The organism is Vibrio sp. 1CM7H, from assembly GCF_023161645.1.
Taxonomy (GTDB): domain Bacteria; phylum Pseudomonadota; class Gammaproteobacteria; order Enterobacterales; family Vibrionaceae; genus Vibrio; species Vibrio diabolicus.
This window is the reverse complement of the sequence record NZ_JALNTV010000002.1, coordinates 359,364-385,299: the sequence shown is the minus strand read 5'-3', so window position 1 is coordinate 385,299 and position 25,936 is coordinate 359,364. Positions and strand designations below refer to the sequence as shown.

Sequence of the window (25,936 nt, the reverse complement as noted above, 5' to 3'; positions counted from 1 at the left end):
GTTTAGTCTACGTCTTTCGCTAGTCTAAGGCCCATGTCAGACATAATGACGGATTGGCTAGCAAAATCGCGGCGATAGTTTTCAGATTCGTCTGCGTCATAAGCAAAGCTGCCGCCACGTACAGACTTGTGTGCAAGGCTTTCTTTTTCCTCTTTTGCGTTTACCGGATTATCACTGGGCGCTGTTTTGTAATAACCTTCGTCAAAAGCATCAATCACAAACTCGCCTACGTTACCTGTCATGTCGTACAACCCGAGCTCGTTTGGTTGCTTTTGACCTACCTTATGAGCCTTATTGTGCGAGTTATTCGCATACCAAGCCACATCGTCAATATTGTTTGATCCAGAAAAAGTGAAGCCTTTGCTTAAAATTCCGCCTTTAGCGGCAAACTCCCATTCAGCTTCTGTTGGTAGACGGTAATGCTCTCCCGTTTTTTCATTCAATTTCTTAATGAAATAATTGGCTTGTTGCCAACTAATATTATTGACGGGTGTATTTGGATCTCGAAAGTAGCTTAGAGAGGAGCCAGTGACAGCTTCAAAGAGCGATTGAGTTACCTCGAATTTTGACAAATAGAATCCATCAACGTTAACAGTGCGAGCTGGGCCCTCTGACTTTTTGGCTGATGGATTATCTGCGCCCATCGTAAACTGCCCACCTTCGACAAGAACCATATCTTGATCGATTTTCTGAGCGAGAGAGTTTGGTGGGGTTGTTGCACACCCATTAATTATCAGCGTGACCGATATGGCTGAGACAAGGGAAATAATCTTACTTTTGGGATGCTTCATTCGGCAACTCCGTCAACGACTTTGGTCTGAAAGTCTAGCAAGCAAAACCATAACAAACGGTTATACACACTATAACAAGCGCCGAGAATAATTGAACATTATCATCACCCTAGGCGATTAACTCGATGATTAGGTTTGACATCATTGGGGACAGGTTAGCAACTAAGAAGGTGATGAATGCACATAACTCAAGGGCCGCAGTTCAACGGAAAAGCATCTAAGCGTTTACATGTGATGGCAAAGCCCATTGGTGCTGCTTGCAACATCGATTGCACTTATTGTTATTACTTAAGCAAACAAGATTTGTTGGAATATAAGCAAGGGTGCTCGCCAATAATGGATGACGAAACCTTAGAGAGCTATATCCGCCAATACATAGAAGGGCAGAACACACCTGAAATTATCTTCTCTTGGCAAGGTGGAGAGCCGACCATGCTGGGGTTGGATTACTTCAAAAGAATTGTTGAACTACAAGATCAATACCGCCCTCATGGTATTACGATCTCTAATGATCTTCAGACTAATGGCACGCTTCTTAATGATGAGTGGTGCGAGTTTCTAAAAGCGAACCACTTTCTTGTCGGTTTAAGCATCGATGGCCCTGAGATGATGCACAACGCTTACCGAACAAATCGAGCGGGAAGAGGCACATTTAAACAAGTGATGAACGCCGTTGAGCTATTACATAAGCATGAAGTGAAGTTTGCAACGCTCACGTGTGTGAACAACTTGACCAGCCGTAACCCATTGGAAGTGTATCGCTTCTTACGAGATGAAGTACGTTCCCCTCAAATGCAGTTTATTCCGATTGTTGAGCAGAAAACTTTCAGAACAACAGCGCCACAAACTTGGAAGCCCAATGAGCAACTAATGCAAGGTGATAAACGTCTGATTCCCGGCCATAAGGATTCGGTTGTCGAGCCATTTTGTGTGGCGGATGAAGCATGGGGTAACTTCCTTATCGCGATATTCAATGAGTGGGTCGTGCATGATATTGGTAACGTTTTTGTACAGTATTTTGAAGCGAGTTTGGAAACATGGATGGGAAGAAAAAACCCACTATGCACGCTAGGTGAAATCTGTGGCAAAGGTTTAGCAATGGAACCAAACGGTGATGTCTTTGCGTGTGACCACTATGTTTACCCGGAATACAAGGTCGGGAATCTTCACCGTGAAAAACTCGATACTCTCGCTTATAGCCCTGACCAGCAGAAATTCGGGTTTGCTAAAAGTCGTACACTGCCTCAGCAGTGTGTTAATTGCGATTATCAGTTTGCATGCTTTGGAGAATGCCCTAAAAGCCGCTTTATTCGAACCAGAGAAGGTGAGCCCGGCCTTAACTATCTATGTGCAGGTTGGAAGAAGTTTTTTGCGCATGTCGACAAATCAATGGCGTACATTTTACGAGCGATGGGCAACCCTGTGGTACACGGCAAATACAGTGATAAGGCTTTGCACCTGAAAGCGTCTAATCAACCTGTTTTTGACACTAAGTTCTAAGATTCAACTGGTCCAGTTTTATAAAAGTAAGGTCTCATCAATGCAAAAGATAACGCATTTTACGAAGTCACTTTTAACGTTCACGATGAGTGTAGCGTTAAGCCAAGGCGTTTGGGCTCAAGATAAACCTCTGCTCAATTCAGATAAAGTTTCACCCGTTGAGATAGCATCTCAAGAAGAACCAATGACGCTAGCACAGCAAGTCGAAAAGCTGTCTTATGATGCACAAAATAAAAAGTTGTCTTCAGAAAAGCGTATTGATGCTTTACGTGAACTGGCCAACTACCCCAGCCAAAACGCTTTGGTTGCCGTCGCTCGTGGTTTGAAAGATGCAGCTGCTGGAATTCGTGAAGCGGCAATTGTAGGAGCTCAACCCTATATGATAGAGCATCGCTGGCGTCTGGTTTCCCCTTTGCTAAGTGATGACGATGCAATGGTTCGAATTACCGCAGCGATAAACTTGGTTCGAGATTACGCCAGTTTAAGTTCGGAGCAGCAACAGTCACTTGAAGGCGCGGTGACTGATTTAACATCCTACTTGTCGCAGAAAACTGACAACGTTTCTAGATTACTCCTTGCCGATGTATATCGTTGGCATCGAGAGTGGGACAAAGCGGCATTGATTTATCCAGAGCTAACCAAGCTGATGCCAAGTAACCCGCAAGTCTGGTTAAGCTATGCGGACAATTTTCGAGCGCAACAAAAAGATCGGCAAGCTATCCAAGTACTTGATGAAGCAATCACACTTTTTCCTGATAACGCTGCTTTGCATTACTCGAAGTCATTGGCGCTAGTAAGACTTGGTGAGAAGCATGATGCCGCTAGCGAAATTGAAAAGGCCGCTAACATGGCAAAGAACAACAGTTATTTTTGGTACTTGAATGGTGTTCTGCAAGAAGAGTTAGATCTTAAAAAATCTGTGCACGCTTTTGAAAAAGCTTATTTGATCTCTGGCGCGCCGGAGCAGCTTTATGCAGTGTGTGATATCTACATTCGGTACGATAACCCCAAGTCTGAACAGTGTTTAGCGGAACTTAAGAAAGTAGCTCCGGATTACGTGATTGATGAGCTTAATCAGAAAAAGGGACGTCAAAGTACTTCAGAGCAGGTTGACGCCAGCTAACTCAACACTTTATCAGTAAGCTTCTTTAATTAAAGCGTGTTTCTAGTTACAAGGTCACTTTCTGGTGTCGTTACATATGTTGCTCTGAATTGCGCTTGTTAATCGTGAACTATACTTTCATTTGGATTTGCATCCCGTACCTCAATATAAGGAATTAAAATGGCTATAAAGTTAAAGGTGATTGTCCTTGCGACAAGTTTTGCTCTGTCTAGCTATAGCATTGCTGCTGATGTGCAAGATCCTCTGCCGTCATGGAACAACACTGGTGCGAAGCAAGCTATTGTGGCGTTTGTTACTAAAACGACGACTCAAGGCTCGGACGCTTATGTTCCTGAAAGCCAAAGGATCGCTACGTTTGATAATGACGGGACGCTGTGGGCAGAAAAACCCGTTTATCTACAGCTGTTTTTTGCGATCGATAAAGTGAAAGAGATGGCCTCTGAGCATCCTGATTGGAAAACAACAGAACCTTTTGCTTCGGCAATAAAAGGTGACTTGGAGGGGGTTGGCAAGCAAGGCCTTGAAGGTGTGATGCAGCTTGTTATGGCGACTCACTCTGGAATGTCGACTGATCAGTTCCATCAAGAAGTGAAGGAGTGGATGAAAACGGCCGTTCATCCTACGACGGGAAAGCCATACACTGAAATGGTTTATCAACCGATGCTTGAGTTACTCGACTACTTGAGAGCAAATGACTACCAGACCTATATAATTTCTGGAGGTGGCATTGATTTCATGCGTGTTTGGGCACCAGAAGTGTACGGGATCCCAACGCAAAATATCGTTGGGACGACATTAAAAGCGGAGTATCAGGTCGTTGATGGAAAGCCAACGATTCAACGCTTGCCAGAAATTGATTTTGTGAATGATAAAGCGGTGAAGCCTGTCACGATCCAGAACTTCATTGGTAAGCGCCCGGTGATGGCATTTGGTAATTCTGACGGTGACTTACAAATGCTAGAGTGGACTAAAGCGGGGTCTGGCCCACGATTTTCAGCGGTTATCCATCACACGGATGACAAGCGAGAATGGGCGTATGATAAAGACTCTCACGTGGGGAAATTAGACAAATCATTTAAAGTGGGTGAAGAGCAAGGTTGGCTGTTTGTCGATATGAAACAAGATTGGAATCAAGTTTTTAAAGAAGCCATGAAAAAGTAGCGACCCAGCTAACGTAAACATTACACCAAAAAATTTTGTGATAGGGGGTGATGAGCAAAACGCTCTTCATCTCCTCAACTTAACAATTCTGTTTGGTATCAGCATAAGCAAATATTGCGTGCGTCCGTATTGGTTATTTGATTGCTGTGTGGCATTATTGCTTAAAACCACTTAAGTGAATTTAAGTAATGACGCAAGAAGAGCGATTGATAGAGCTCAGAGCCAAGCTAGAGCTACAAAACAAAATAACGTTATCGGAAGTTTGCGAGTATTTTGGCATATCGAGAGATTCAGCGCGTCGAGACTTAGTTAAGTTGAGCCAACTACCGGGATTACAAAGAATCCGAGGTGGCGTCATGCTTGCCCCGATATCTTCCTCTACAGAGGCGTACTCCAGTCGAGCAATTAGCGACACTAAACATCGCCTTGCTCAAGCGGCTGTTAAGCTTTTGGATGAGCGTGACCACCTTGTCATTGATACCAGTACTATCTTATCTCTGCTCCCACTTTACGTAGAAAAAGCACGCTGTGAAGAAGATAAGCTCAACGTGGTCACCAACAGTATTGACGTACTAATCGCTGCTGAAAAAAGTGAATCAATGGACGTCCATTTCTTAGGTGGACACTTTGACCCCTACGCCAGAGCGATCTTGGGTGCACAAGCAGAACAGCAAATGAAGCAATATCATGTGAATAAGGCGTTTATTGGTGTGTGCGCGTTGTCATCCCGAGGGTTGACGACAAATAATGAGCTAGAAGCAACCATGAAACAAACCATGATAGAGCAAGCTCAACAAGTCATTGTCGTTTGTGAATCCCGCAAAATTGGAAGCGACAATTTTCACCATGTATGTGATTTGTCAAAGATCGACGTCATTATTACCGATCATGCTCCTCAATCAGATTTTCAACAACTTCTCGACCACAATGATATTGAATGTATTGTTGTTTCACCGAAATAAGGAATCTTAGTATGGCTTACGATCCCGTAAAGACCGCCGTGATTGGTTACGGATATTCAGCAAAAACTTTCCACTTACCCTTCATTAAAGCACTGCCAAACTTGACGTTGAGCGCAATAAGTTCTCGTCAACAGGAAGCGGTCCAAAATGATTGGCCAGATGCTCAGTGGTTTGCTGATGCCAATACTTTACTCGATGACAGTGACGCTGAGCTTGTGATCATCACTGCGCCAAATGACGTGCACTACGAGCTCGCAAAGCGCGCGTTGAACAGTGGGAAACATGTCATTGTCGAAAAGCCGTTTGTAACGCGCATAGAAGATGGGAATGAGTTGATCGCCTTAGCAGAAGAAAAAGGATTGGTTCTGAGCGTTTTTCATAATAGGCGTTGGGACGGCGACTTTCTCACCGTTAAATCGCTGATCGAACAAGGTAAGTTAGGTGATGTGAGGCTGTTTGAGTCGCACTTTGATCGCTACCGTCCTGAAGTTCGTCAACGCTGGCGAGAGCAGGCTCAAGATGGCGGTGGTATTTTATTCGATCTTGCTCCCCATCTTCTCGATCAGGCCTTGGTGTTATTTGGTTTGCCAGATGCGATAGACGCACAGTGTCGAATGATGCGTCCGGGCGCGACGACGATTGATTACTACAACTTAGTGCTTCATTACCCAGACCATATTGTGCATTTACATTCAAACTTATACAGCCCAGAACCAAACCTGCGTTATAAAGTATTGGGTACTGAGGCTAAATATGAAAAATACGGATTAGATCCTCAAGAAGGTTACTTAAAAGAAGGCCGATTACCGGAGAACGATGCTTGGTCAGAAGAGGACGAGGCGTTATACGGTGTCCGCTACGACGAAGACGGTGCGCAAACTATCAAAACGGAGAGAGGTGCGTATCAAGCTTATTTTGTTGGTGTGGCGGACGCAATTCGCCTGGGTACTGATAACCCGGTTCCTGCCGTTCAAGCAGTACAGAATATCGCTCTGATTGAGATGGCATTGGAAAGCAGTAAAACGGGTAAAACGATTCAGGTGAAATCATGAGCTTAACGCTTGAGCTCGTCGCTCAACAAGAGCATGAGCTTCAATTGAAAGAGTTTAACCATCAAGTTGCGTGGTCTATTGGTTTAGCTTTAAAAGAAGCGGCGGAAGCCTGTGACGCGGCTGTGGCTATTGAGGTCTACGGTTTTGGACAAACGCTATTTCAATACGCGATGACAGGAACGTGCGCTGACCATTTGGATTGGGTTCGTAGAAAGCGAAACTCAGTATTGAGATATGGTCACAGCTCTTACTACCTCTCGCTATACAATAAGCAAAAGCAGCGTGATTTTGAAAATCAGCCACATCTCGATGCGCGTGAGTATTGTGCTCATGGCGGCGCGTTCCCAATTCGAATCTTGGGTTCTGGTTTAATTGGGGTTGTGACGGTATCGGGTTTACCGCAGTTAGATGATCATCAGCTTGTTGTCGATGTATTAAAGGCAATGGTAATGACCAGCACAGAGCTTGCTTAAAGTTGTGCGATATTACAGTGGCACGGCATTTATTTTGTGTCACTGAATTCTCTTATTAGCTCATTTTGCGTTCTATTATGTGAGAAAATATTTAACACTGCTCCCAACTTCCTACCTGAAAATTAAATCAATTTCATATAACCTATACGCTCATTCATACAAAAAGCCATCGAAGCTGGCAGTTGGCAAATGTCCTTTAGAAGAAAAGAAAAACTTAATCTTAGAAACCTTATTGTAATCCTGTGTGTTTTCAGCGTGCTTGTCACTTTGATCAATGCGTTTTATTCGATCTATCGAGTGCAACGAGATCTCATCATCAATAACACGTTAGAGTCCAACCGCGTTTATGCGCAAAAAATGTCAGAAATGACGGACTCTTTCATAGAAAGCTCAATGTCGCAGCTAAAATACAGTGCGAACTTGCTAAAAGATAAGATGCACGATGCTCAGTTTCTTGACGAAGAGGCGGAGAGGCTGAGAAAGCAAACCAAATCATTCAACTCTGTGGTTGTCGTTAATGCGAAAGGCGTCATTATTTCTGTATCACCAGAGACACTTCAGGTTAAAGGTGTAAAGCTCGTTGGTGAAAGAAAACGTCAATCTTTAAATGCTCAAGCGCCCGTTGTCACTGAGCCATTCATCTCACCCGCAGGAAATTATCTGTTAACGATCTCATACCCTATATTTTCTCAGTCCAATGAATATTTAGGCTATATCGGCGGTACTATCTATTTAGAGAAGGATAATATTCTTGCGGAATTACTTAGCCAGCATGCTTACAAAGATGGCTCTTTCCTTTACGTTGTGGACGAAAGCAATACGCTGATCTACCACCCAGATAAATCGCGGGTTGGTGAAGTGATCAACGATAATATGGCAATTAACGCCGTGACAATGGGTCAGCGTGGTAACAAAGAAATTGTGAACTCTCGCGGTGTTGAAATGCTAGCAGGGTATGCACCAGTTGAATCATCAGGGTGGGGAATTGTCGCTCAGCGCCCGAAATCAATGACGTTAATGGTGCTAGATGAGCAGATGTGGAGTGTATTTTTCAAATCGATTCCAATTGGTTTATTAACTCTGCTGTTGATCTGGTTCTTCTCTCTACTTATTTCAAGACCATTATGGCAATTGGCTGGCGCTGTTCGAGGAGTAGAAGAGCACTCCTCATCCATCGATGATTTGAAGCTGGTTAAGTCTTGGTATTTTGAGGCTTCACATTTGAAGCTCAGTTTTCTCAAAGCGTTTGGTATCGTTTCAAAAACCATTGATAAGCTGCAATTGGATACGCTAACAGACGCGATGACTGGGTTGTTAAATCGACGCGGCTTAGACAAAGTTCTAGGCTTGTTTAAGCAAGAAAACACCGCTTTTTCTATTTTAGCTTTGGATATTGATCACTTTAAGAGCGTTAATGATAACTATGGTCATGATGTGGGTGACAATCTACTCAAAGAATTCGCTCAGTTGATGAAAGAGCAAGCCCGAGCGAATGATCATCTTTGCCGTTCCGGTGGGGAAGAGTTCATGATGTTCCTTGAAGCGACGGATGTTCATCACGCGGTTGATGTCGCTGAGCGGATTAGGCATAACGTAGAAAAACACGATTTCATGGTCGTTGGTAAGGTAACGGTATCACTTGGTGTTTCTCACTGGAAAGGCAATGATATGCCAATTGAAGCGGTAATGAAAGACGCTGACAACGCTCTGTATAAAGCAAAGCGCAACGGAAGAAACAGAACCGAGTTGGGTGAAGACGCACAATAGGTATAGTGCTATGCGCTGAACGTAAAACGCGCCAGTTACCAAGCTTTTGTTTTACTCGTTGGCGTAGCCGCTACCAATTGCTCTAAATGGCAAGTCGAGTTCTAACTCCGGAATTTGCTTACCCACCCAAGCCGGGAATGTATTGCTATTTGGTCCTGGAAACAACGTGTATTCTTCAGCCCAAGGGTATTGGTTGATAACGCTTTGTATTTTTGGGATAAGTTTATCGGCTTTTTCACCTTGTATTGAGAGTATTTTTTCTGGCTTCGCACCATACCAGTAGCGATCTGGTGTGCCCGTTTGGTATTGATACAGAGCGGGTTGTCCACGATTCACGCGCCACCCGACCACTTCATACACGGTATATTCGTTCGCATTTTCAGGCTTTATCGCAAACCAAGTGTGCACCGCAAACCAGCCTCGCCAACCAAATGCATCTGCGGCATAAAACTCAATTACGGCATGTTTTACATTGGAAGGGTCGGGCGCGATACCGGCAGGTTCTCTGCTTGCGGTACGCCAATCTCCTTGAGTGCATCCACCCATCAAAGCTGCGATTGATATCAAGCCAACTTTTAATAGATGAGTAAAACTGAGAGAGTTTTTCATTGATCGCTCCTAGACCAACCGATGTTGGAAATGCTTTATTGATTTTAGCTATAAAATAGGTGCAAGCCTTATTGTTAAATCTTCCCTTCGTTAAAAAGAAGGGAAGGCTAGCGCCACAATATCGGATCATACGTAATAATGAGGTAAGCAGATTTGTAACATGTGGCATAGAAAATATTGTCTTTCTCTATTAACTCGCTTAGGTGCGTATGAAAAAGTAAGAGCTTGTACGTATATTGCTTACATTATTTATTACTTTTAAATTAAATAAAAAACAATTACTTGGGTATTGTTTGGGGCGATTAAATAGGCTGGTTTATCCTGAGCTGCATTGTGATTTCCCCATTTTTAGCGGAATTTCATCGTACATCCTTTTACTGTATTTAGAGACTTGCGCACACCTGTGGCACAATGGGCGATTACGGAAGGAGTGCTATTTGGTAATGCAAATGGCAGAAAAATAACTAGAAATTGAATAACCAATGTTTAAATCAAAAAGTATACTTGCATTATGCATGTTCGCATTTGGCTGTTTTGCCAATCAAGATAGTGAACCAACGTCCGTCGTACTGAACTATGGTGACTCTTCACTCAGCGCTGATATTCAAGCAAATCGAAAATTTCATGTGGTTCAAGATAATGAAAGTGAACATGTGGAGTTTTCTGGAGGAGTCACGAAGGAATATTCCGATTACATTGTTAATATACATATCATCAGAAAAAGCAAAATACGCAGATCAAGTCGAGAGCTGAATACCACCGTATTGATGAACAGCGATCAGCTTGAAAGGCCTTTAGTGGTTGGTATTGAAAATGATGAGTTCACCAGTATTACTTTGCGTTAATACTTGGTATTTATCGAATAGGAATGATTAAACCGATGTTCTCAATACGTCGCTACCGCACAGAGGATGCTCCAATATTGTGGACACTTTTTTACCACACTGTACGAGTCATTAATCGTCGCGATTATACCGAATCACAAGTTTCAGCTTGGGCCCCATCAGATTTTGATCTCAATTCATGGCAACGCACAATGGATGCTATTCAACCCTATATCGCGGAAATAGAAGGGCAGATCGTTGGCTATTGTGATTTGCAAAGCGACGGCTTGATTGACCATTTCTTTTGTCACCATGAATATCAAGGCCAAGGTATTGGTCGTGATTTGATGTCTTTTCTATTTTCACAGGCGAAAGTACAGGGGATAGAGCGGCTGTACTCTGAGGTGAGTATCACTGCACGACCTTTCTACGAGAAAATGGGGTTCACAGTTAAGGTTCAGCAACGTGCTGAAGTTAGGGGAGAAACCTTAACTAACTTTATGATGGAAAAGTATATTTCACTGAAATCGTGAGCATTTAGTGAGCTTGAACACAGATATAAAATGTTTTCCAATGTGAAAACAAGTTCATTGATCTCGCACCAAAGTTTTGTTTGAAAACAGTGTGCATAATCTTCTCTGGAACAAGCCATTACTGCATTTTTCGTCTCTGAAGGCTTAGTCAGAGCCTAAAAGCTTCGGTATTGCGGTGGGTAATGGCGTTCCAAACGCCAAACGTGTCTGGCTAACCATCTCAGGAAGAGAAGTAGTACTATGCGCCCTTATCTCAAATACATTATTCCAACATTGATACCATTGCTTATTTGGTTAATGCCCCTCTCTGCATTCCCATTTGATGGCATTACTATCGTCCAGCAGAGAGTGATCGCAATCTTCTTGCTTGCTGCACTCTGCTGGGTGTTTGAACCTATTCCAATCTACGCCACTTCGGTCGTTATCATTGTGCTCGAATTATTGCTGGTTTCGAATAAGAGCATCGTGCTTTTTCGCTTGCAAGAAGGGCAGCCACATTTTGGTGAGCTGTTGCAATATAACGAGATAATGGCGACTTTCGCTAGCCCGATTATTATGCTGTTCCTCGGCGGGTTCTTCTTAGCTATGGCGGCGACAAAGTACAGGCTGGATGTCAACTTAGCGCGCGTGTTGCTAAAACCATTTGGGCAAAACCCAAAGTTCGTTATGTTGGGTTTGATGTTGATCACCGCTGTCTTTTCCATGTTTATGTCAAACACCGCAACAACAGCGATGATGTTGTCGATTCTAACCCCTGTGATTGCGGTATTTGGGCCTAAAGATCCCGGTCGAATTGCGTTTGCCTTGTGTATTCCTGTTGCCGCCAACATTGGTGGTATTGGTACACCAATCGGCACGCCCCCGAATGCTATCGCGCTGAAATATTTGGTTGGTGACAATTTAATTACCTTTGGTGAATGGATGGTATTTGGCGTGCCATTCGTCATTGTAATGATGGCACTAGCGTGGTTTCTGATTGGCTTTTTGTATAAAGCCGAGCAAACCACCATCGATCTGAACATTAAGAGCAAGTTTTTGAAAACACCAAAAGCGATGATTGTCTATGTCACCTTCGCAGGTACGATTATTCTTTGGTTGATGGGGTCAGCACATGGGATGAACTCTTACACAGTGGCATTAATTCCGGTCGCGGTATTCTCATTGACGGGCATTATCAACAAGGAAGATTTGAAGAAAATTTCTTGGGACGTGCTTTGGTTGGTGTCAGGTGGTATCGCTCTGGGTCTTGCTCTGGATAAAACAGGGCTTGCGAAGCTGGTGGTACACAGTATTCCGTTTGATCAGTTCTCGCCATATGTGGTCTTGTTTGGTGCGGCTTTCTTGTGCTTGTTAATGGCAAACTTTATGTCGCATACGGCTACTGCAAACTTACTTATGCCGATTATGGCTGCGCTAGGTACCTCGATGACTTCGTTAACGCCATTGGGTGGAGAAGTGACGCTGATCTTAGTCGTGACATTTGCCGCTTCACTCGGTATGTCGTTACCAATCAGTACGCCACCAAACGCGTTAGCTCATGCTACTGGGCATGTCGAAAGCAGCCAAATGGCTCGTATCGGTGCAGTGCTGGGCGTGATTGGTGTATTACTTAGTTTTGTTATGGTTTGGATTTTACATACCGTTGGGCATATTGGGTAACCCATGTACGAAACGAAACTAGATGCGTTAGTACAACGCTATTTTAACCATCTTGAACGCCGATTAACGGTCCTATCCGGATCGGTGCTTATTGAGCAAGCTGGCTACAACGATCGGTTGTACTACGTGCTGTCAGGAGAGTTGGCTGGCTATTATGCGGAAGATGACAAGAAGCCAATCCAGGTATTTTCTGCGTCTCAAGGTGCGTTTATTGGCGTACATAGTTTCTTTTCTGGTACATGGACGGCCTCTTCGACAGTTATTGCTCAAACTGATGTTGAACTGGCTTGGATACAGCGTGATACGCCCGCGGTGGAAGAGGCGACATACGGACCATTGACGACACAATTTATGCCTGTGATGGTGAACGAGTTATCTCGGCGTCAACGGCGTGCAATGCAAGAGGCCTTGGCTAAAGAAAAAGCGTTACAAAAGCTGCATACCGCAGAGCAAATGACAACGTTAGGACAGCTTGCTGCGGGTATTGCTCATGAGTTGAACAATGCTATTGGTGTGGTAAGCAGTAAATCAGAGCGACTCGAGTCGGTCATTATGGAATTGCTTGAAGAAGTTCATCCGGAAGCGAGTCAGTTTTTTGATTTTGGTTTGATGCAAGGACAGAAAGTCTCTTCCAGCGAAGCGAGAAAGCGGGGGCGTCACTTCGAAAAATATTACGGCTTACCTAAGGATCTCGCGCGTGATCTCGCACGTGCCGTTCCAAATAATTTCCTGTCGGAGCATTGGTTAAAAAGACCCGAAGAAGCGATACGTTTCTGGCAAATGGGGCGAGACCTTCATGATTTGCGTATTGCCTCTAAACATACTGTTGGCATTGTACGTTCAGTGAAACAATTGGGGCGTACGGATATCGACCTGGATGAAGCGTTTAATATTAATGACTCAATCAATCGAGCGCTGGCCCTATTGCAAAGTGACTTAAGACGCGTGAGCGTACGTTTTAGCCCAGCGGACTTGCCGGACTTTGTCGGTTCTCAAACCGAACTCGTCCAAGTTTGGGTCAATATTTTAAAGAATGCGTGTGATGCACTTGGTCAAACCGAAGATCCGGGGATCGAAATACATACTCGAGAGAGTAAGGGGAAAATTTTGGTCACGATTGCTAACAACGGACCAGAAATCGATGAAGCGACACGCAGAAAAATTTTCCGGCCAAACTTCACCACTAAAAAGGGTGGGTTATCGTTTGGTTTAGGATTAGGGCTGTCGATTGTGAAACGCATTATCGCCGGATATAACGGCTCTATTGTGGTAAAGAGCGACAGTGAAAAAACAATTTTTAGAATCAAGTTACCAGTAGAGGGTGAACATGGAGAAGCTTAATGTAATTTGCGTTGATGACCAACGAGAGGTATTAAGCGCGGTTCTACAAGATTTAGAGCCGTTACATCAGTGGTTGAATATCGAAGACTGCGAATCCGCAGGTGAGGTTCTAGAACTGATGGATGAGCTTGATGCAGAAGGCGAGATGATCGCATTAATAATTTCCGATCATGTCATGCCAGGTAAAACAGGAGTGGAACTACTGACAGAGGTATCACAAGACAGTCGTTTTGTTCGCACACGTAAAGTGCTTCTGACGGGGCAGGCGACGCACACGGATACCATTAATGCAATTAACTCCGCAGGTATTGATCGCTACTTTGAGAAGCCATGGCAAGCGAGCCAATTGATTGAGTGCGTTAGAAACTTGGTGACTCAATATATCTTTGATATGGGCTTAGATTACACTCAATATCACGAACACTTAGATCAGAGTGTTGTTTTTGAGCGCCTACGTTAATCAAGGCTCTCTAAGGTTGTTTTCGTCACGGCCAGTTAGTGTCTGAAATTTACTGTGAGTAGTTCAGCATGCTTAACGTGGCCGTGCGGAATAGCGTTAATTCTGGGATTATTTCGCCGAAGAACGGTTTAGCTCAATGAATAGCGACTGGCACTGGCAACAGAGAGTGGTTTAGAGAACCAATAACCTTGCAAATAATCGACGCCCATCTCGGAAAAGAAGTCACACATTTTTGCGTCTTCGATGCCTTCTATCACCACTTCAATATTATTTTCCTGACACATAGTGATAAGAAACTTCAAATACTCTTGAGAAGAGCGATTGGTCAGTGTCTTCCATGCCATCGACTTATCAATTTTGATTTGTGTCATCGGCAAGTCGAAGAAGCTATTTAATGAACTGTAACCAGAGCCAAAGTCATCGAGCGAGAGTGCAAAACCTAACTCCCTGAGCGTGCTTAGGGGGGCAATAGCCGTCTGGTTATTATCCAAAATAAACGTTTCTGTCAGTTCCAAAACAATAGACTCGGGGTCAACACCTGCTTCATCCGCCATGGCTTTAATTCGCGTAGGGAATTCGCTGTTCATCAACTGAAGTACAGAAACGTTCACGTTAACACGAACTTGGTTTTGGTAACGTTCACGGTAGTTTTTGATGAATTCACACGCTTTGGCAAATACTTGATATCCCAGTTCGACGATCAATCCTTTGTTCTCTGCTACAGGGATAAACTCGTCGGGATAAATTTCGCCAAACTCTTTGCTACGCCAGCGCACTAGTGATTCGAAGCTCACCACTTTTGAGCTTTTGGCGTCAATAATTGGCTGGAACTTAACACTTAATGTCTGTTTTTCTAGCGCACTTTTAAGACCTTGCTCAATAAAGAAGTAGCGATCAACGGCATGCTGCGTTTTCTCACTGTAGACCGCGACGCGGTCTCTATTTTGTTCGCTCGCGTACTGACAAGTTCTTGCCGCTTTGCGTAAAATTTCCTCTGCGGAGTGACTAGGGTCAATACAAGGATACAAACCAATGCTAATGTTGCTACCTAGGTATTGGCCTTCTTCAATCACCGCTTCATGGTAGGTTTGTTTTAAACTTTCAGCGTAACTCTGTAGCGCTTCTATTGAGCACTCATCGTGAATCAAAATCGCAAAGTCATCATCATGCACGCGATACACCGAGCTGTTTGGAGAGGGCAAGTGACTGAGAGTTTGTAGCAACTTCTCTACTAATCCATCGACCAGTTCGCTGCCATATTGATTCAAGTAAGATTTGATGTCTTCGATCTGAATATAACAAATAGACGCGCAAGAATCGGTGGTACGTACACTGTCTTCGATATCCAGCAAGAGATGGGCGCGGTTAGCCATGCCTGACGCGTTGTCATGAAATGCGACTTGATGGATGTAACTTTCCATCAGCTTACGCTCAGAAATATCGCGATGGCTGCCAACCATGTAATGGCCGTGTTCTGTTTCTTTGGTCATGGCTACGCCTTCTATCCAGACGTATTGTCCGTTGGGTTTACGAACTCGGTAAGTGGTTGTAACCCTCGTATTGTTGGTCGTGATGTGCGCATCGACCCTTGTGGACAGCCTTTCTCGATCAAGAGGATGAACAAGTTCTAACCACTGCTCTAAACTGATTCGGCCAGCGTTAATACCGAGCTGTTCATAGAAGCCTTTGTTGTAAAATACCATGGTACCAAACTCATCCATGTAGAAGAGGCCTTCGTTAAATACGTCGAAGATATGAATGAATCGTTCTTCAACGATTTTCAGGAACTCTCGGTCACTATCTGAGGCTTGTTGGTCAAATATGGTGGTCAAGATATTTCCTCCTCGAGCGTTTTAGCATCAGAGATGAGTGTGGGGGTTTGATAACATAGAGTTGATCTGTTGGCGTACATTACAATCACAAAAGTATCAGTTCAAATTGTTTGGCTATCATTTTATGCGCTACTAGGTTAATAACATACTAAGATTAGGCGGCTAATCATCGACATTTATAAAAAATAGTCAACAGTAAAAATCATTTATAAAATACAGTTATTGATGCTGTCCGCAATCTATAAATATTTATGAATAATTATCCTCAAGTTATTTTAAGACGTGTCGGTTAGAGGTTCTGCTCTTGAGTGTCATATCTGTATATTTGCTAGGCTAAAGACCATAATAACAAAAAGGGCTTAGTGATCGCGATGGGTTATTAATTGACAGGATGCTCATTAATAGTAATCAATTCTAATTTATTATCACGCCAATTAATCAAATCTCTTATAATACTGCCGTTAATATCGAGTAAGCTTTCTTTTTATGCAGTACGATCCAAAAAATTCAATCAAAATTGCGCTCGCTGATGTCGGCGTTGGTATGTTTGTTACCGCGATAGAGCACAACAAGCGCGTAAATTTAGCCAATGCAGGGCGGATATCTAGCCCAGAGGGCATTAAGAAGCTTACCGCGAGCGGCGTGAAGTATGTTTGGGTAGATCAAACATTATCTTCTCAGAAGTGTGTCTTTAAGCCTGTGGATGAATCCATTGTTGCCGTAGAAGAGGAGCGAGAGCCCAAGTCCTCTGACTTTTCGAAGGTTCAACGCGCTTATCGCTCGAGAGATGTTCAACATAAACGAGCCAAAAAGCTAATTGCGGAAGCAAAAGATCTGGCGCAGAAACTATTGAATCAAACTTTTGAAGGCAAAATCATTGAAGTTGATGAGGTAGAAGCTTGGGCAGATGATGTCATTGAAAGCGTTTTTATCGACTCAGATGCTTTGCAATGTGTTTCTGCACTCCGAAAAAAAGACTCCTACTTGTTGGAACACTCCGTCAATGTGGCTTGCCTTTTAGTATCATTTGGTAAGTACTTGGGGTTAGATAAGCAGACATTAAAGCAGCTCGCTATTGGTGGCATCATTCATGATGTAGGTAAAATTAAAGTTGATGACAAGATTTTGCATAAACCAGCAAAGCTAACACCTGAAGAGTTTGAACACATGAAGCTACATCAAGTGTTCGCTGGTGAGATTATTCTCCATGTAAAGGGCCTTAGTGATGTGAGTCGCGATGTCTGTTTGATGCATCATGAGAAGTTAGATGGCAATGGCTACCCTAGAGGCTTGAAGGGCGATGAGATTCCGATTCACGGCCGCATGAGTTGTATTGTTGATATTTACGATGCATTGACGGCCGATCGTTGCTACAAAAAAGGCATGAGCTCAGCAGAAGCGTTTAAAATCTTGTTGAGTTTAACGCCATTTCATTTAGATGCAGACCTAGTCTACAAGTTCATTAATTGCGTTGGGATGTACCCAGTGGGCTCTATTGTTGAGTTGAGTGATGGGCGTGTTGGTATTGTTTGGTCCTCAAATGACTCTCAAGCTTTAAAGCCAGAAGTGAAGTGTTTTTACTCACGCAAATATCAGCGTTATATCGATGTGGCGATGGTCGATTTGAAAAATAGCCTACACAAAATAGAAAGAGCAGTCGCTCCGTCATCGTTAGAAATCGATCCCAAGCCTTTTTATGATTAAGAAAAATAAACATGCTTTACAACCTTGCATGCAGAGCGTATTTTGATTGCATAACTATCTATTAATGGTTTCTAAATTATGTAGGGACTAGGTGGTTATTAAAGAATCGAGTTTCATGGATGGAAACTGAGCTAGGAATATCTCAATAAAGATTGAGGTATAACCCTCTACTTTTTGCGGGAAGGGATGCCAATGCAAATTGATACATGGATTTTTTACACCCTGGCCATTTTGGTGCTCACTGCATCGCCTGGGCCAAGCTCATTGCTGTGTTTAAGTAAAGGTGTGAGTAGTGGGTTTCGTATTGCCCTCATGACTGCGCTAGGCAGTTTATCAGCGATCACTATTATATTAACGCTTTCTTTTACCGGGTTAGGGGTTGTGATTGCCTCATCTGAGCTGGTCTTCAATATCATCAAATGGTGTGGTGCCGCTTATTTAATCTGGTTAGGCATTCAAGCGCTGCGCTCTTCTCAAACGGATTTTGACAAAACGGCAGCCGTCCAAAGCTCCTCGAATGCGCTCAGCGCGTTCACCAGTGGTTTTATTGTTGGCGCTAGTAACCCGAAAGCGATTGTCTTTTTTACCGCTTTGTTTCCTCAGTTCATTGATCCCTCTGCGCCTTTGTTGGCTCAATACGCGATTTTTGCATCTACATTTGTGGTGTTTGAGCTAAGTTGGCTAACATTTTATGCATTATTAGGTGTAAAAGCTTCAGACTGGCTGTTTGTCGCTGGAAGAGCCAAGTTGTTCAATCGCCTGACTGGCGGAGTATTTATTAGCGCGGGCGTCATGTTGTCGACGGCAAACCGATGAGAAAGCGCGTGTTCGGTGCATGGTTGGGTTATTTCAATAGCGTAAGTTGCAATAACCTAATTTAGCGTTAGCTTATTTCCATTATGGAAATAGACGTTTTGTTTATTTTCATTAGTGGCAACAGGTAAGCCGGAGTAAAATCACGTTACTCTTTAGGGGTAGAATCCATGTTTTATCTTGTGGGTTTGTGGTTACTTTTTCAGGGACATCTCAGATGAAAAGCCTTTCTGAACTACAACAACGTTTTCTAGACATTGCGACTGATGTTCGTCTTTCTCCAAAACAAAAGTCGAACTTTTTGGCCTTGGAGGCGGAAGCATGTATTCCTTACATGTCGATTTCCCCATCGCTAAGACAAGCAATGGATGAAGGAATCATCTGTGATATGTTTGAAGGCCATGCACCTTTCAAACCACGCTATGTGCTGCCTGATTACGCTAAGTTCCTATCGCAAGGCTCTGAGTATCTAGAGTTGCTTCCAGCTGCCGATTTCGATGATGCGCTGAATATGCTCACCATCATTTACCATCATGTTCCATCGGTAACGAATATTCCGGTGTATTTAGGTCAGTTGGATCATGTCTTACTGCCTTACATAGGCGACCTGGCAGAGAATCAAATTTACAAAAAGTTAAAACATTTTTGGATCATGTTGGATCGCACATTGCCAGATGCGTTTATGCACGTGAATGTCGGACCGACAGACAACATTATTTGTCGCACTATTTTAAAAGTGGACGCCGAGCTCAAGCAGATTGCGCCAAATCTTACGTTCATGTACGACGAGTCGGTCACGCCTGATGATTTACTTCGTCAAGCGACGCAGAATATTTGCGAGTGTAGTAAGCCTCATATTGCCAATTACCCTGTGCACTCGAAAGCCTACAGCGGTTCACGTTTTGGTATTGTAAGTTGCTACAATTCACTGCCACTGGCTGGTGGTTCAAACACGCTGGTGCGAATGAACCTAAAAGAAGTTGCAGAACGAGCATCGGATTGTAACGACTTCTTAAACAGTGTTTTACCTCTATACCATCAATTAATGGTTGAGTTGATGGACGCTAGAAGTACGCACTTGCATGAAAAGTCCAATTTCTTTCAAGGATTTTTGACGCAAGAAGGGTTGATTGAAGAGTCCCGTTTCGCACCAATGTATGGCATTTATGGTATGGCAGAAGCGGTGAATCTTCTGTTCGAAAAAGAAGGCCAAACGGGGCAGTACGGAAAAGATGAACGTGCGAATGCCTTTGCTCATGATGTTTCAGCCACACTGGCGAAACTAGTGGAGTCAACCCCAGTGAAATATGGTTTGGATGGCAAAGCGCTCTTACATGCTCAAGGTGGTATTAGCTTAGATCTTGGCGTTACGCCAGGTGTGCGTCTTCCTTATGGCACGGAGCCAGACCCTGTCACTTATGTACAAGCAACAGCTGAGCATCACCAGTATTATCGTGCAGGTATCAGCGATATTTTGACGATTGATGAAACGGTGAAATCAAACCCAGAAGCGATGTTCAATTTGTGCAAAGGGGCGTTAAATGCTGGTTATCGTGAGTTTACCGCGAATGTGGCCTCAAATGATTTGATTCGCGTTACGGGATACATGGTCAAACTTTCTGATATCGCAAAATATGATGCAGAAGGTTCGAGAACCAATACGACGTTTCTGGGAGCAGAGGCGGCAAGAAATACTGGGATTTTAGAACGCTCACCACGTGTGGTGAGTCATGAAATGACACCGACCTACACGCAGGCGTAAAGGTCGGTTTAGGAAAGAACAAGATGTCTAGACGAAGTGGAAGCCTTTTGGCAAAAGTCACTCGTATCCTTCCTTTCTCTTGTGTTGATGGGCCAGGAAATCGTCTAGTCATCTTTCTACAGGGTTGTAACTATCAGTGTTTGAACTGTCATAACCCTCATACAATAAACCATTGTAATCACTGTGGTGATTGTGTGAGTGAGTGCCCGGCAGACGCACTGAAGTTCGACGAAAACAACAACGTTGTTTGGCTTAAAGAGGAGTGCACCCACTGCGATCATTGTATAGAGATATGTCAGAACCAATCTAATCCAAAAATTACTGACTACTCTGTGGTAACAATGCTCGATTTGATACGCAAGCATCGCTTTTTCATCAGTGGTGTTACAGTATCCGGTGGGGAATCTACCTTACAACTTCCTTTCATTATTGAGCTGTTTAAAGGGATGAAGCAAGATCCTGAGTTACAGCACCTTTCTTGTTTCATCGACAGCAATGGCTCTTTATCAGTGACAGGTTGGCAGCGTGTGCTTCCTTTTCTGGACGGTGCGATGATCGATTTGAAATCGTGGCAGACAGAGACGCACCAGTGGCTAACTGGGCGTGATAATCATCGTGTATTCAAAACGCTTCAGTACCTTGCAAAGCATGAAAAATTGTATGAAGTTCGGTTACTGCATATTCCAGGGAAAAGTGATTTAGATATAGAAATCGTAGCGATTGGGCGCTATTTGAGTACTTTACCTGAATCGGTGCTTATCCGTTTAAATGCATTTCAACATCACGGAGTCATGGGGGAGGCGCTAACCTGGGATGCGTGCTCTCGCCATGATATCGAACGCTTAAAATCAGAACTTTTACGTTACGTGAGTAACCCCATCGCAGTGCCGATTGTACTCACGTAATGCCGTTTTGATTCGTTATCTTACTCACGCATCGCACGCGTCTAGCATGGCACAGGCATCGAGCAATTGTTTTTGTAGCCATTTTAAAGCCGGATCGTTCAAGCTCGCTTTGTTCCAAACGAGGCTGTAGGCTACCTGTCCATAATCGAATGGAAGGGATTGTTCAACCAAGCCTTTTGCTTGCATGGGCGCCCTTGCCCAAAGTTTGGAACAGGTGAACAAGTAATCTGAGTGCTGACACATCACCGCAGCTGAACCAAAATCCGCTACACGCATAGCCATATTTCGCTTCGAGTGCCTTTGTGTGAGGTTCTGCTCGAAATAAGGTTGTGAGAGATCTTTATCATGAATCCCAATGTGTCTTGCACAGAGGTAGCTTTCAACAGACAAAGGCTGTTTAGAGAGTGGATTTGATGATCCCATTAAACAAACCATTTCGTCTTTCAGAATGGTTTGCCATACCAAGTCTTTGTTTTGCGTGGGCGGCTGACTAAGATCGTGTGGAAGCAGCAAAAAGTCCACTTGGCCTCTTACCAACGCATCGAAACTCATTTCCTCTTTTGCATGCACATTCAAATGTGCATGATTGCCGAGTTGCTGAGATAAATGCTGTAGAACTGGCGCAAAAAGCTCAAACGAACTTTCACGCATAGCTAATGAGAAACTGCCCTGATAGTAAGCTGGATTAAATGAGCCCTGATGTAATAATCCATTCATGCTAGAGAGTATGCCATGGATCGAGGGGCCAATGTGCAGCGCAAATGCCGTTGGTACCAAGCGAGTACCATCGCGATAGAAAAGGTCATCTTTCAGCGTTTCACGTAATTGCCCAAGTGTTTTACTGACGCTCGAAGGTGTTACACACAGGCGCTCTGCGGCAAGCGTAACACTGTGAGTGGTTAACAACATATGCAATACAGTGAGGTGTTTTAGGCTAATGCGTGAAAGAGCAATGTAGTCCATAAATAGCATGGTTTCTTATGATTTTTGGCAGTATATCAGGATGAAACAAATTTTTACTATTGTTTATCTCGTAAATGAGCATCTTTCGCTTTGAGCTCAATGTATTTAACGTGTTGCGTAAAAATAATTTGAGCTTTGTAAGATTAAAGAATTCTCTTGGATTTGTTAGATCTTTGGCATTTTCCTTTCTTCAATTTAAGAATTTCTATTTCATTTATCTTTCTAGTGCGAGGGCTGAATAGTTTGTGTACGAATGAAAAGCCGCCATTACCTTTAAAAAATAGCCATTGTGTTGTTGATTATTTGGTGATTTACTCAAGATCCTTAAGTAACAGAGGTATAAATAATTAATGGACGACCCCTTTAGTCGACAGAACCCTTCACCGTATGTCTTCCCATCACTGGAGGCGTACTCATGTTAGAACTTTTCATGCAACCAGAGGCTTGGGCGATTTTCGCCACTTTGTTTGCGCTTGAAGTTGTCTTAGGCGTTGATAACGTCGTTTTTATCTCCGTCCTATGTGAAAGATTGCCACAGCACCAACGTAAACTGGCAAGAAACCTTGGCATCGGCCTTGCCGTTATTGCTCGTATTGCATTGGTTTTTTCTATCTCTTGGATTATGCAGTTGACTCAACCACTGTTTTCCGTCGTAAACCAAGCGTTTACTGGAAGAGACGTGATCATGATCGCGGGTGGTGCATTCTTATTGGCAAAAAGCCTGAAAGAGTTGTGGAGCTGGTTAAATCACAATGAATCTGGCCACTCGACTCATGCTCGTACTGGATTAGCGGTAGTGCTGCTGCAGATTGTTGCTGTGGATGCGGTATTCTCAATGGACTCGGTGATAACCGCCGTCGGTTTGACAAGTGATGTCCCGCTTATGGTCGCGGCGATTGTCTCGTCTGCAATCGTGATGGTAATGACTGCTGAAAAAATCAATAATCTGGTGACGCGCTATCCCGGCTTTAAAACGTTGGCATTGCTGTTCCTCGTTTTATTGGGTGGCTTATTGATGGCAGAAGGCTTCGCAATTCATATCAATAAAGGTTATGTGTACTTTGCGATGGCATTTGGTTTGATTCTGGAACTTTGTCATATCCAGCTAAAAAACAAACAGCGTCCTAGCATTAAGCGTCTTCGTCCGTTGCGAATTCGAGCAACGAGATTAGAAGCTCGTCAATAATAAACGACATTGCCGCTCACATGAGCGGCATTTTTGTATCTTGTATCGTCTATTTTAATTCTCGTTTTGCTTCGTTGTCGTCTCGATAAAAAATCGCATTTGTTGTTGTGTCGCAGATTTTTTATATAGAGCGCCCAACTAACACGAGTGAACGAAAATAATGAATAAAATGATCGATGCGTTAGCAACCAATGGCTACTACATCTGGGATGATTTTCTTTCTGAACAAGAGGTGGCTCAACTGCGAGATTGCATTCCAAGCAATTGGAAAAAAGCACGTATTGGTCGTAACGATGATGTTACTCGTATTGAATCTATTCGAAGTGACAAGATTCAATGGTTATCGCCAAATATGGGGCATGCTGTTGCTTCTTACTTGGATAAAATGGAAGAGATCCGCCAAGAAGTGAACCGTCACTTGTTTCTTGGACTTTTTGAGTACGAAGCTCATTTTGCCAAGTACGAGAAAGGGGACTTCTACCAAAAACATTTAGATTGCTTCAAAGGTAACGAAAACCGTCGATTGACGACCGTTTTTTATATGAACGAATCCTGGACGGAAGAAGACGCGGGTGAATTAGTAGTATACGATTTGAATGACAATAAAATTGCAACCATTCCCCCACGCTCAGGGCGTTTGTTCGTATTCTTATCAGAGCAGTTCCCACATGAGGTGTTACCAACTAATGCCGAGCGTTTTAGTATCGCTGGTTGGTTCAGAATCAATGGTGTGCGAGATAATTTACTTGATATTGCTAGGTAGCTATTTATCTGCCTAGTTTTATCATCCTAAAAAAGGGGGCGTGTGTTCGCCCCTGTTTTGATTAAACGTCGGTTGAGAGTTCGTAACACTCTGTCATGTGTCGTTCTAATACCGCATAAACGTCAGAGCAAAGCTCCTCTTTGGCTATTTGCTCACCCATAATGTCGGCGATCTGTGTTTGAGTCATTCGTCCTCGATAGGGGCGATCTTGAGACAGGGCTTGGAAGACATCCGCGACAGCAATGATACGCGATGGAACATCGAGCTCGTCGCCTGTTTTGTGATAGGGATAGCCCGAGCCGTCTAAACGCTCATGATGATTGGAAGCCCACTCCGCTATTTTCGCGTTAGGGAAGACCTTATGCAATGCGAGCTGAGTATCAATGGTATGGCGTTTAATGCGTGTGTACTCTTGTTTGTTCAGAGAGCCTTCTTTGTGAAGGATTTCATCTGGTGTTTTTAACTTTCCAATATCATGCACCAGCCCTGCAATATATAACATTTCTTGGTCGTGCTCGTTTAGCCCAAGCTTAATTGCTAGATAACGAGATAATTCCGCTACTTTTTGTGAATGTTGATAAGTGAACGGGCTCTTTGCATCGACAATTTGAGCGATAAACATTCCCAAACTGTTCATATCTTGGATGGTTAATTGTTTTTGAAGCCAATCAATGCTTTTAAAATTTAGGCCTATGGTTTCAATATTTTCCGACTCCATCGCGAACCAAAACGCGTCGGTCATGACGAGTTTAACCATTGCTTCGGCCATACTTGGATTAAACAAGGTTCCAACGTTTGCCATGATGCACTCAGCAATCAATTCTTCATGAAGCGTGACAATGTCACAGTGGCAGTTCATGACGTATTTTGAGCGCATAAAATCAAGGCGGTCTGATAAGTAGAGCAGGGCGGCCACCTCTTTTTCAAAAGGCGGTAAATCGAGCTCTTTTAGTTCGCTCCAATGTGTATGGTGGTAAAGAACTGGTGTCGCAAATTGGCGCAACAAACGACATTGCTTGAGGCTTCGGTACCCTCTTAAGCAGTGTGTTTTCACGTCTTGTGGCACCAGCTCTCCAAGTAACATTTTATGTTCTTGTGTTTCGGAGACTCCACAGTCGTGGATCATACCTGCGAAGTAACAAAACTCCGCTTTTTCTGGCTCCCAACCCATGACGCGAGCACATTGGTAAGCGATATAAGCGACACGATGGCTGTGGTGAGTATCGTCAACACCGACATAATCGAGTGCTCGAGCAACCCAGATAAGTGCTTGTTTTAGATCGACTTCAAAGCCCGTGTCCGTATGGGAATGGCAAGAATGATTCATGGTTTATACCGACATTGCTAATTAGCCCACGCGAAACCCAAATCAGAAGGTGATAGGAAAATTGGGTACGACAGCGAATAGACCCCAAAAAGGTGGGCGTTTAGACGTAGTTTTAATTATGGGGCGGATAATAATCCTAGTTGCATAACAATATCACCTGAAGCTCATGATTAAGAGTCAGTTATTTGAACTAAGTATTAGTTTTGAAAGATTATTGTTGCTTTTATTGACTTATTTGAAAACGACAATAAATCATGATGTAACGCATTCTTATTTGTATTTTTATAAGTGATGTTCGGATTAGATTACTGATATACCGTACCGTTATGTGATTAAGCAGAATTCATATTTTTGAGTTTGTATGAATGATAAGGCACCTTCAATAACCACTTTATGATCGGCAAAGCCGAAGAGGGGTGAGTTATT

The 25,936-nt window shown here is 43.4% G+C and carries 23 protein-coding genes; 18 read left to right on the top strand and 5 right to left on the bottom strand.

All coding sequences use genetic code 11. The features are described from left to right. Nucleotides 1-2: 2 nt before the first annotated feature. A complete protein-coding gene (locus MSG33_RS10045; RefSeq protein ID WP_248380887.1) occupies nt 3-791 on the bottom strand; it encodes an SUMF1/EgtB/PvdO family nonheme iron enzyme in 789 nt (262 codons plus the stop codon). Between the two features lie 177 nt (nt 792-968). Between MSG33_RS10045 and MSG33_RS10040 the strand changes: the two genes are divergently transcribed. The 7 genes from MSG33_RS10040 to MSG33_RS10010 all read left to right on the top strand — a co-directional run bounded on the left by MSG33_RS10040 (nt 969) and on the right by MSG33_RS10010 (nt 8,829). Next, on the top strand, nt 969-2,291 hold the full coding sequence (locus tag MSG33_RS10040; protein ID WP_248380885.1) for an anaerobic sulfatase maturase: 1,323 nt from the start codon (nt 969-971) through the stop codon (nt 2,289-2,291). Between the two features lie 40 nt (nt 2,292-2,331). After that, on the top strand, nt 2,332-3,414 hold the full coding sequence (locus MSG33_RS10035; RefSeq protein WP_248380883.1) for a hypothetical protein: 1,083 nt from the start codon (nt 2,332-2,334) through the stop codon (nt 3,412-3,414). Between the two features lie 159 nt (nt 3,415-3,573). After that, a complete protein-coding gene (locus MSG33_RS10030) occupies nt 3,574-4,575 on the top strand; it encodes an HAD family hydrolase (protein ID WP_046875208.1) in 1,002 nt (333 codons plus the stop codon). 188 nt (nt 4,576-4,763) lie between these two features. Then, a complete protein-coding gene (locus MSG33_RS10025; RefSeq protein WP_248380880.1) occupies nt 4,764-5,537 on the top strand; it encodes a DeoR/GlpR family DNA-binding transcription regulator in 774 nt (257 codons plus the stop codon). Between the two features lie 11 nt (nt 5,538-5,548). Continuing rightward, on the top strand, nt 5,549-6,589 hold the full coding sequence (locus MSG33_RS10020; RefSeq protein ID WP_248380877.1) for an oxidoreductase: 1,041 nt from the start codon (nt 5,549-5,551) through the stop codon (nt 6,587-6,589). After that, nucleotides 6,586-7,062, top strand: coding sequence for a heme-degrading domain-containing protein (locus MSG33_RS10015; RefSeq protein WP_150918628.1), 477 nt, complete (start codon nt 6,586-6,588; stop codon nt 7,060-7,062). The genes MSG33_RS10020 and MSG33_RS10015 overlap by 4 nt, the downstream gene beginning before the upstream one ends. Nucleotides 7,063-7,251: 189 nt before the next feature. Then, nucleotides 7,252-8,829 carry a sensor domain-containing diguanylate cyclase gene (locus MSG33_RS10010; protein WP_248380875.1) on the top strand — a complete coding sequence of 526 codons (1,578 nt, stop codon included), beginning with the start codon at nt 7,252-7,254 and terminating at the stop codon, nt 8,827-8,829. A 51-nt stretch (nt 8,830-8,880) separates the two neighbouring features. Here the strand turns inward: MSG33_RS10010 and MSG33_RS10005 are convergent, their stop codons facing one another. After that, complete coding sequence (locus tag MSG33_RS10005; protein ID WP_012841873.1) at nt 8,881-9,438, bottom strand: DUF3750 domain-containing protein; 558 nt, start codon at nt 9,436-9,438, stop codon at nt 8,881-8,883. A gap of 482 nt (nt 9,439-9,920) precedes the next feature. Between MSG33_RS10005 and MSG33_RS10000 the strand changes: the two genes are divergently transcribed. The 5 genes from MSG33_RS10000 (at nt 9,921) to MSG33_RS09980 (ending at nt 14,255) form a co-directional block, all read left to right on the top strand. Then, on the top strand, nt 9,921-10,283 hold the full coding sequence (locus MSG33_RS10000; protein ID WP_248380872.1) for a hypothetical protein: 363 nt from the start codon (nt 9,921-9,923) through the stop codon (nt 10,281-10,283). A 35-nt stretch (nt 10,284-10,318) separates the two neighbouring features. After that, nucleotides 10,319-10,795, top strand: a complete 477-nt coding sequence (locus MSG33_RS09995; protein WP_248381201.1) for a GNAT family N-acetyltransferase — start codon at nt 10,319-10,321, stop codon at nt 10,793-10,795. A gap of 240 nt (nt 10,796-11,035) precedes the next feature. Continuing rightward, nucleotides 11,036-12,454 carry an SLC13 family permease gene (locus MSG33_RS09990; protein WP_005394158.1) on the top strand — a complete coding sequence of 473 codons (1,419 nt, stop codon included), beginning with the start codon at nt 11,036-11,038 and terminating at the stop codon, nt 12,452-12,454. Between the two features lie 3 nt (nt 12,455-12,457). Next, nucleotides 12,458-13,795: an ATP-binding protein gene (locus MSG33_RS09985; protein ID WP_053807362.1), complete on the top strand. Its 1,338-nt coding sequence runs from the start codon at nt 12,458-12,460 to the stop codon at nt 13,793-13,795. Then, nucleotides 13,782-14,255, top strand: coding sequence for a response regulator (locus MSG33_RS09980; protein WP_047008729.1), 474 nt, complete (start codon nt 13,782-13,784; stop codon nt 14,253-14,255). Before MSG33_RS09985 ends, MSG33_RS09980 begins: the two co-directional genes overlap by 14 nt. A 128-nt stretch (nt 14,256-14,383) precedes the next feature. On the opposite strand, the gene MSG33_RS09975 is transcribed toward MSG33_RS09980, so the two are convergent. Next, a complete protein-coding gene (locus MSG33_RS09975; RefSeq protein ID WP_006741581.1) occupies nt 14,384-16,087 on the bottom strand; it encodes an EAL domain-containing protein in 1,704 nt (567 codons plus the stop codon). Nucleotides 16,088-16,573: 486 nt separating this feature from the next. Here MSG33_RS09975 and MSG33_RS09970 point away from each other — a divergent pair, with 486 nt between their 5' ends. From MSG33_RS09970 to MSG33_RS09955, 4 genes are all read left to right on the top strand, one after another. Further along, entirely contained in the window at nt 16,574-17,791 is a 1,218-nt protein-coding gene (locus tag MSG33_RS09970; RefSeq protein ID WP_005394162.1) for an HD-GYP domain-containing protein, read from the top strand. Nucleotides 17,792-17,983: 192 nt separating this feature from the next. Continuing rightward, a complete protein-coding gene (locus MSG33_RS09965; protein ID WP_085343875.1) occupies nt 17,984-18,607 on the top strand; it encodes a LysE family translocator in 624 nt (207 codons plus the stop codon). 214 nt (nt 18,608-18,821) lie between these two features. Continuing rightward, on the top strand, nt 18,822-20,366 hold the full coding sequence (locus tag MSG33_RS09960) for a YjjI family glycine radical enzyme (RefSeq protein WP_248380870.1): 1,545 nt from the start codon (nt 18,822-18,824) through the stop codon (nt 20,364-20,366). A 23-nt stretch (nt 20,367-20,389) separates the two neighbouring features. Continuing rightward, the gene (locus tag MSG33_RS09955) at nt 20,390-21,271 is read left to right on the top strand and encodes a YjjW family glycine radical enzyme activase (RefSeq protein WP_248380869.1); all 882 of its coding nucleotides are present in this window, start codon (nt 20,390-20,392) and stop codon (nt 21,269-21,271) included. 24 nt (nt 21,272-21,295) lie between these two features. Here MSG33_RS09955 and MSG33_RS09950 read toward each other — a convergent pair whose 3' ends face one another. Then, the gene (locus MSG33_RS09950) at nt 21,296-22,234 is read right to left on the bottom strand and encodes a LysR family transcriptional regulator (RefSeq protein ID WP_248380868.1); all 939 of its coding nucleotides are present in this window, start codon (nt 22,232-22,234) and stop codon (nt 21,296-21,298) included. Nucleotides 22,235-22,649: 415 nt separating this feature from the next. On the opposite strand from MSG33_RS09950, the gene MSG33_RS09945 reads away from it, so the two are divergent. Then, entirely contained in the window at nt 22,650-23,420 is a 771-nt protein-coding gene (locus MSG33_RS09945; RefSeq protein ID WP_048626350.1) for a TerC family protein, read from the top strand. A gap of 160 nt (nt 23,421-23,580) precedes the next feature. After that, nucleotides 23,581-24,183 carry a 2OG-Fe(II) oxygenase gene (locus MSG33_RS09940; protein WP_005394168.1) on the top strand — a complete coding sequence of 201 codons (603 nt, stop codon included), beginning with the start codon at nt 23,581-23,583 and terminating at the stop codon, nt 24,181-24,183. Nucleotides 24,184-24,244: 61 nt separating this feature from the next. On the opposite strand, the gene MSG33_RS09935 is transcribed toward MSG33_RS09940, so the two are convergent. After that, nucleotides 24,245-25,510 (bottom strand): HD domain-containing protein, encoded by a 1,266-nt coding sequence (locus tag MSG33_RS09935; protein ID WP_167426617.1) that lies wholly within the window; start codon nt 25,508-25,510, stop codon nt 24,245-24,247. Between the last annotated feature and the right edge of the window lie 426 nt (nt 25,511-25,936).

Coding starts and splice junctions, on each gene's coding strand:
- MSG33_RS10045 (WP_248380887.1), bottom strand. CDS start 791: ATGAAGCATCCCAAAAGTAAGATTATTTCCCTTGTCTCAGCCATATCG.
- MSG33_RS10040 (WP_248380885.1), top strand. CDS start 969: ATGCACATAACTCAAGGGCCGCAGTTCAACGGAAAAGCATCTAAGCGT.
- MSG33_RS10035 (WP_248380883.1), top strand. CDS start 2,332: ATGCAAAAGATAACGCATTTTACGAAGTCACTTTTAACGTTCACGATG.
- MSG33_RS10030 (WP_046875208.1), top strand. CDS start 3,574: ATGGCTATAAAGTTAAAGGTGATTGTCCTTGCGACAAGTTTTGCTCTG.
- MSG33_RS10025 (WP_248380880.1), top strand. CDS start 4,764: ATGACGCAAGAAGAGCGATTGATAGAGCTCAGAGCCAAGCTAGAGCTA.
- MSG33_RS10020 (WP_248380877.1), top strand. CDS start 5,549: ATGGCTTACGATCCCGTAAAGACCGCCGTGATTGGTTACGGATATTCA.
- MSG33_RS10015 (WP_150918628.1), top strand. CDS start 6,586: ATGAGCTTAACGCTTGAGCTCGTCGCTCAACAAGAGCATGAGCTTCAA.
- MSG33_RS10010 (WP_248380875.1), top strand. CDS start 7,252: ATGTCCTTTAGAAGAAAAGAAAAACTTAATCTTAGAAACCTTATTGTA.
- MSG33_RS10005 (WP_012841873.1), bottom strand. CDS start 9,438: ATGAAAAACTCTCTCAGTTTTACTCATCTATTAAAAGTTGGCTTGATA.
- MSG33_RS10000 (WP_248380872.1), top strand. CDS start 9,921: ATGTTTAAATCAAAAAGTATACTTGCATTATGCATGTTCGCATTTGGC.
- MSG33_RS09995 (WP_248381201.1), top strand. CDS start 10,319: ATGTTCTCAATACGTCGCTACCGCACAGAGGATGCTCCAATATTGTGG.
- MSG33_RS09990 (WP_005394158.1), top strand. CDS start 11,036: ATGCGCCCTTATCTCAAATACATTATTCCAACATTGATACCATTGCTT.
- MSG33_RS09985 (WP_053807362.1), top strand. CDS start 12,458: ATGTACGAAACGAAACTAGATGCGTTAGTACAACGCTATTTTAACCAT.
- MSG33_RS09980 (WP_047008729.1), top strand. CDS start 13,782: ATGGAGAAGCTTAATGTAATTTGCGTTGATGACCAACGAGAGGTATTA.
- MSG33_RS09970 (WP_005394162.1), top strand. CDS start 16,574: ATGCAGTACGATCCAAAAAATTCAATCAAAATTGCGCTCGCTGATGTC.
- MSG33_RS09965 (WP_085343875.1), top strand. CDS start 17,984: ATGCAAATTGATACATGGATTTTTTACACCCTGGCCATTTTGGTGCTC.
- MSG33_RS09960 (WP_248380870.1), top strand. CDS start 18,822: ATGAAAAGCCTTTCTGAACTACAACAACGTTTTCTAGACATTGCGACT.
- MSG33_RS09955 (WP_248380869.1), top strand. CDS start 20,390: ATGTCTAGACGAAGTGGAAGCCTTTTGGCAAAAGTCACTCGTATCCTT.
- MSG33_RS09950 (WP_248380868.1), bottom strand. CDS start 22,234: ATGGACTACATTGCTCTTTCACGCATTAGCCTAAAACACCTCACTGTA.
- MSG33_RS09945 (WP_048626350.1), top strand. CDS start 22,650: ATGTTAGAACTTTTCATGCAACCAGAGGCTTGGGCGATTTTCGCCACT.
- MSG33_RS09940 (WP_005394168.1), top strand. CDS start 23,581: ATGAATAAAATGATCGATGCGTTAGCAACCAATGGCTACTACATCTGG.
- MSG33_RS09935 (WP_167426617.1), bottom strand. CDS start 25,510: ATGAATCATTCTTGCCATTCCCATACGGACACGGGCTTTGAAGTCGAT.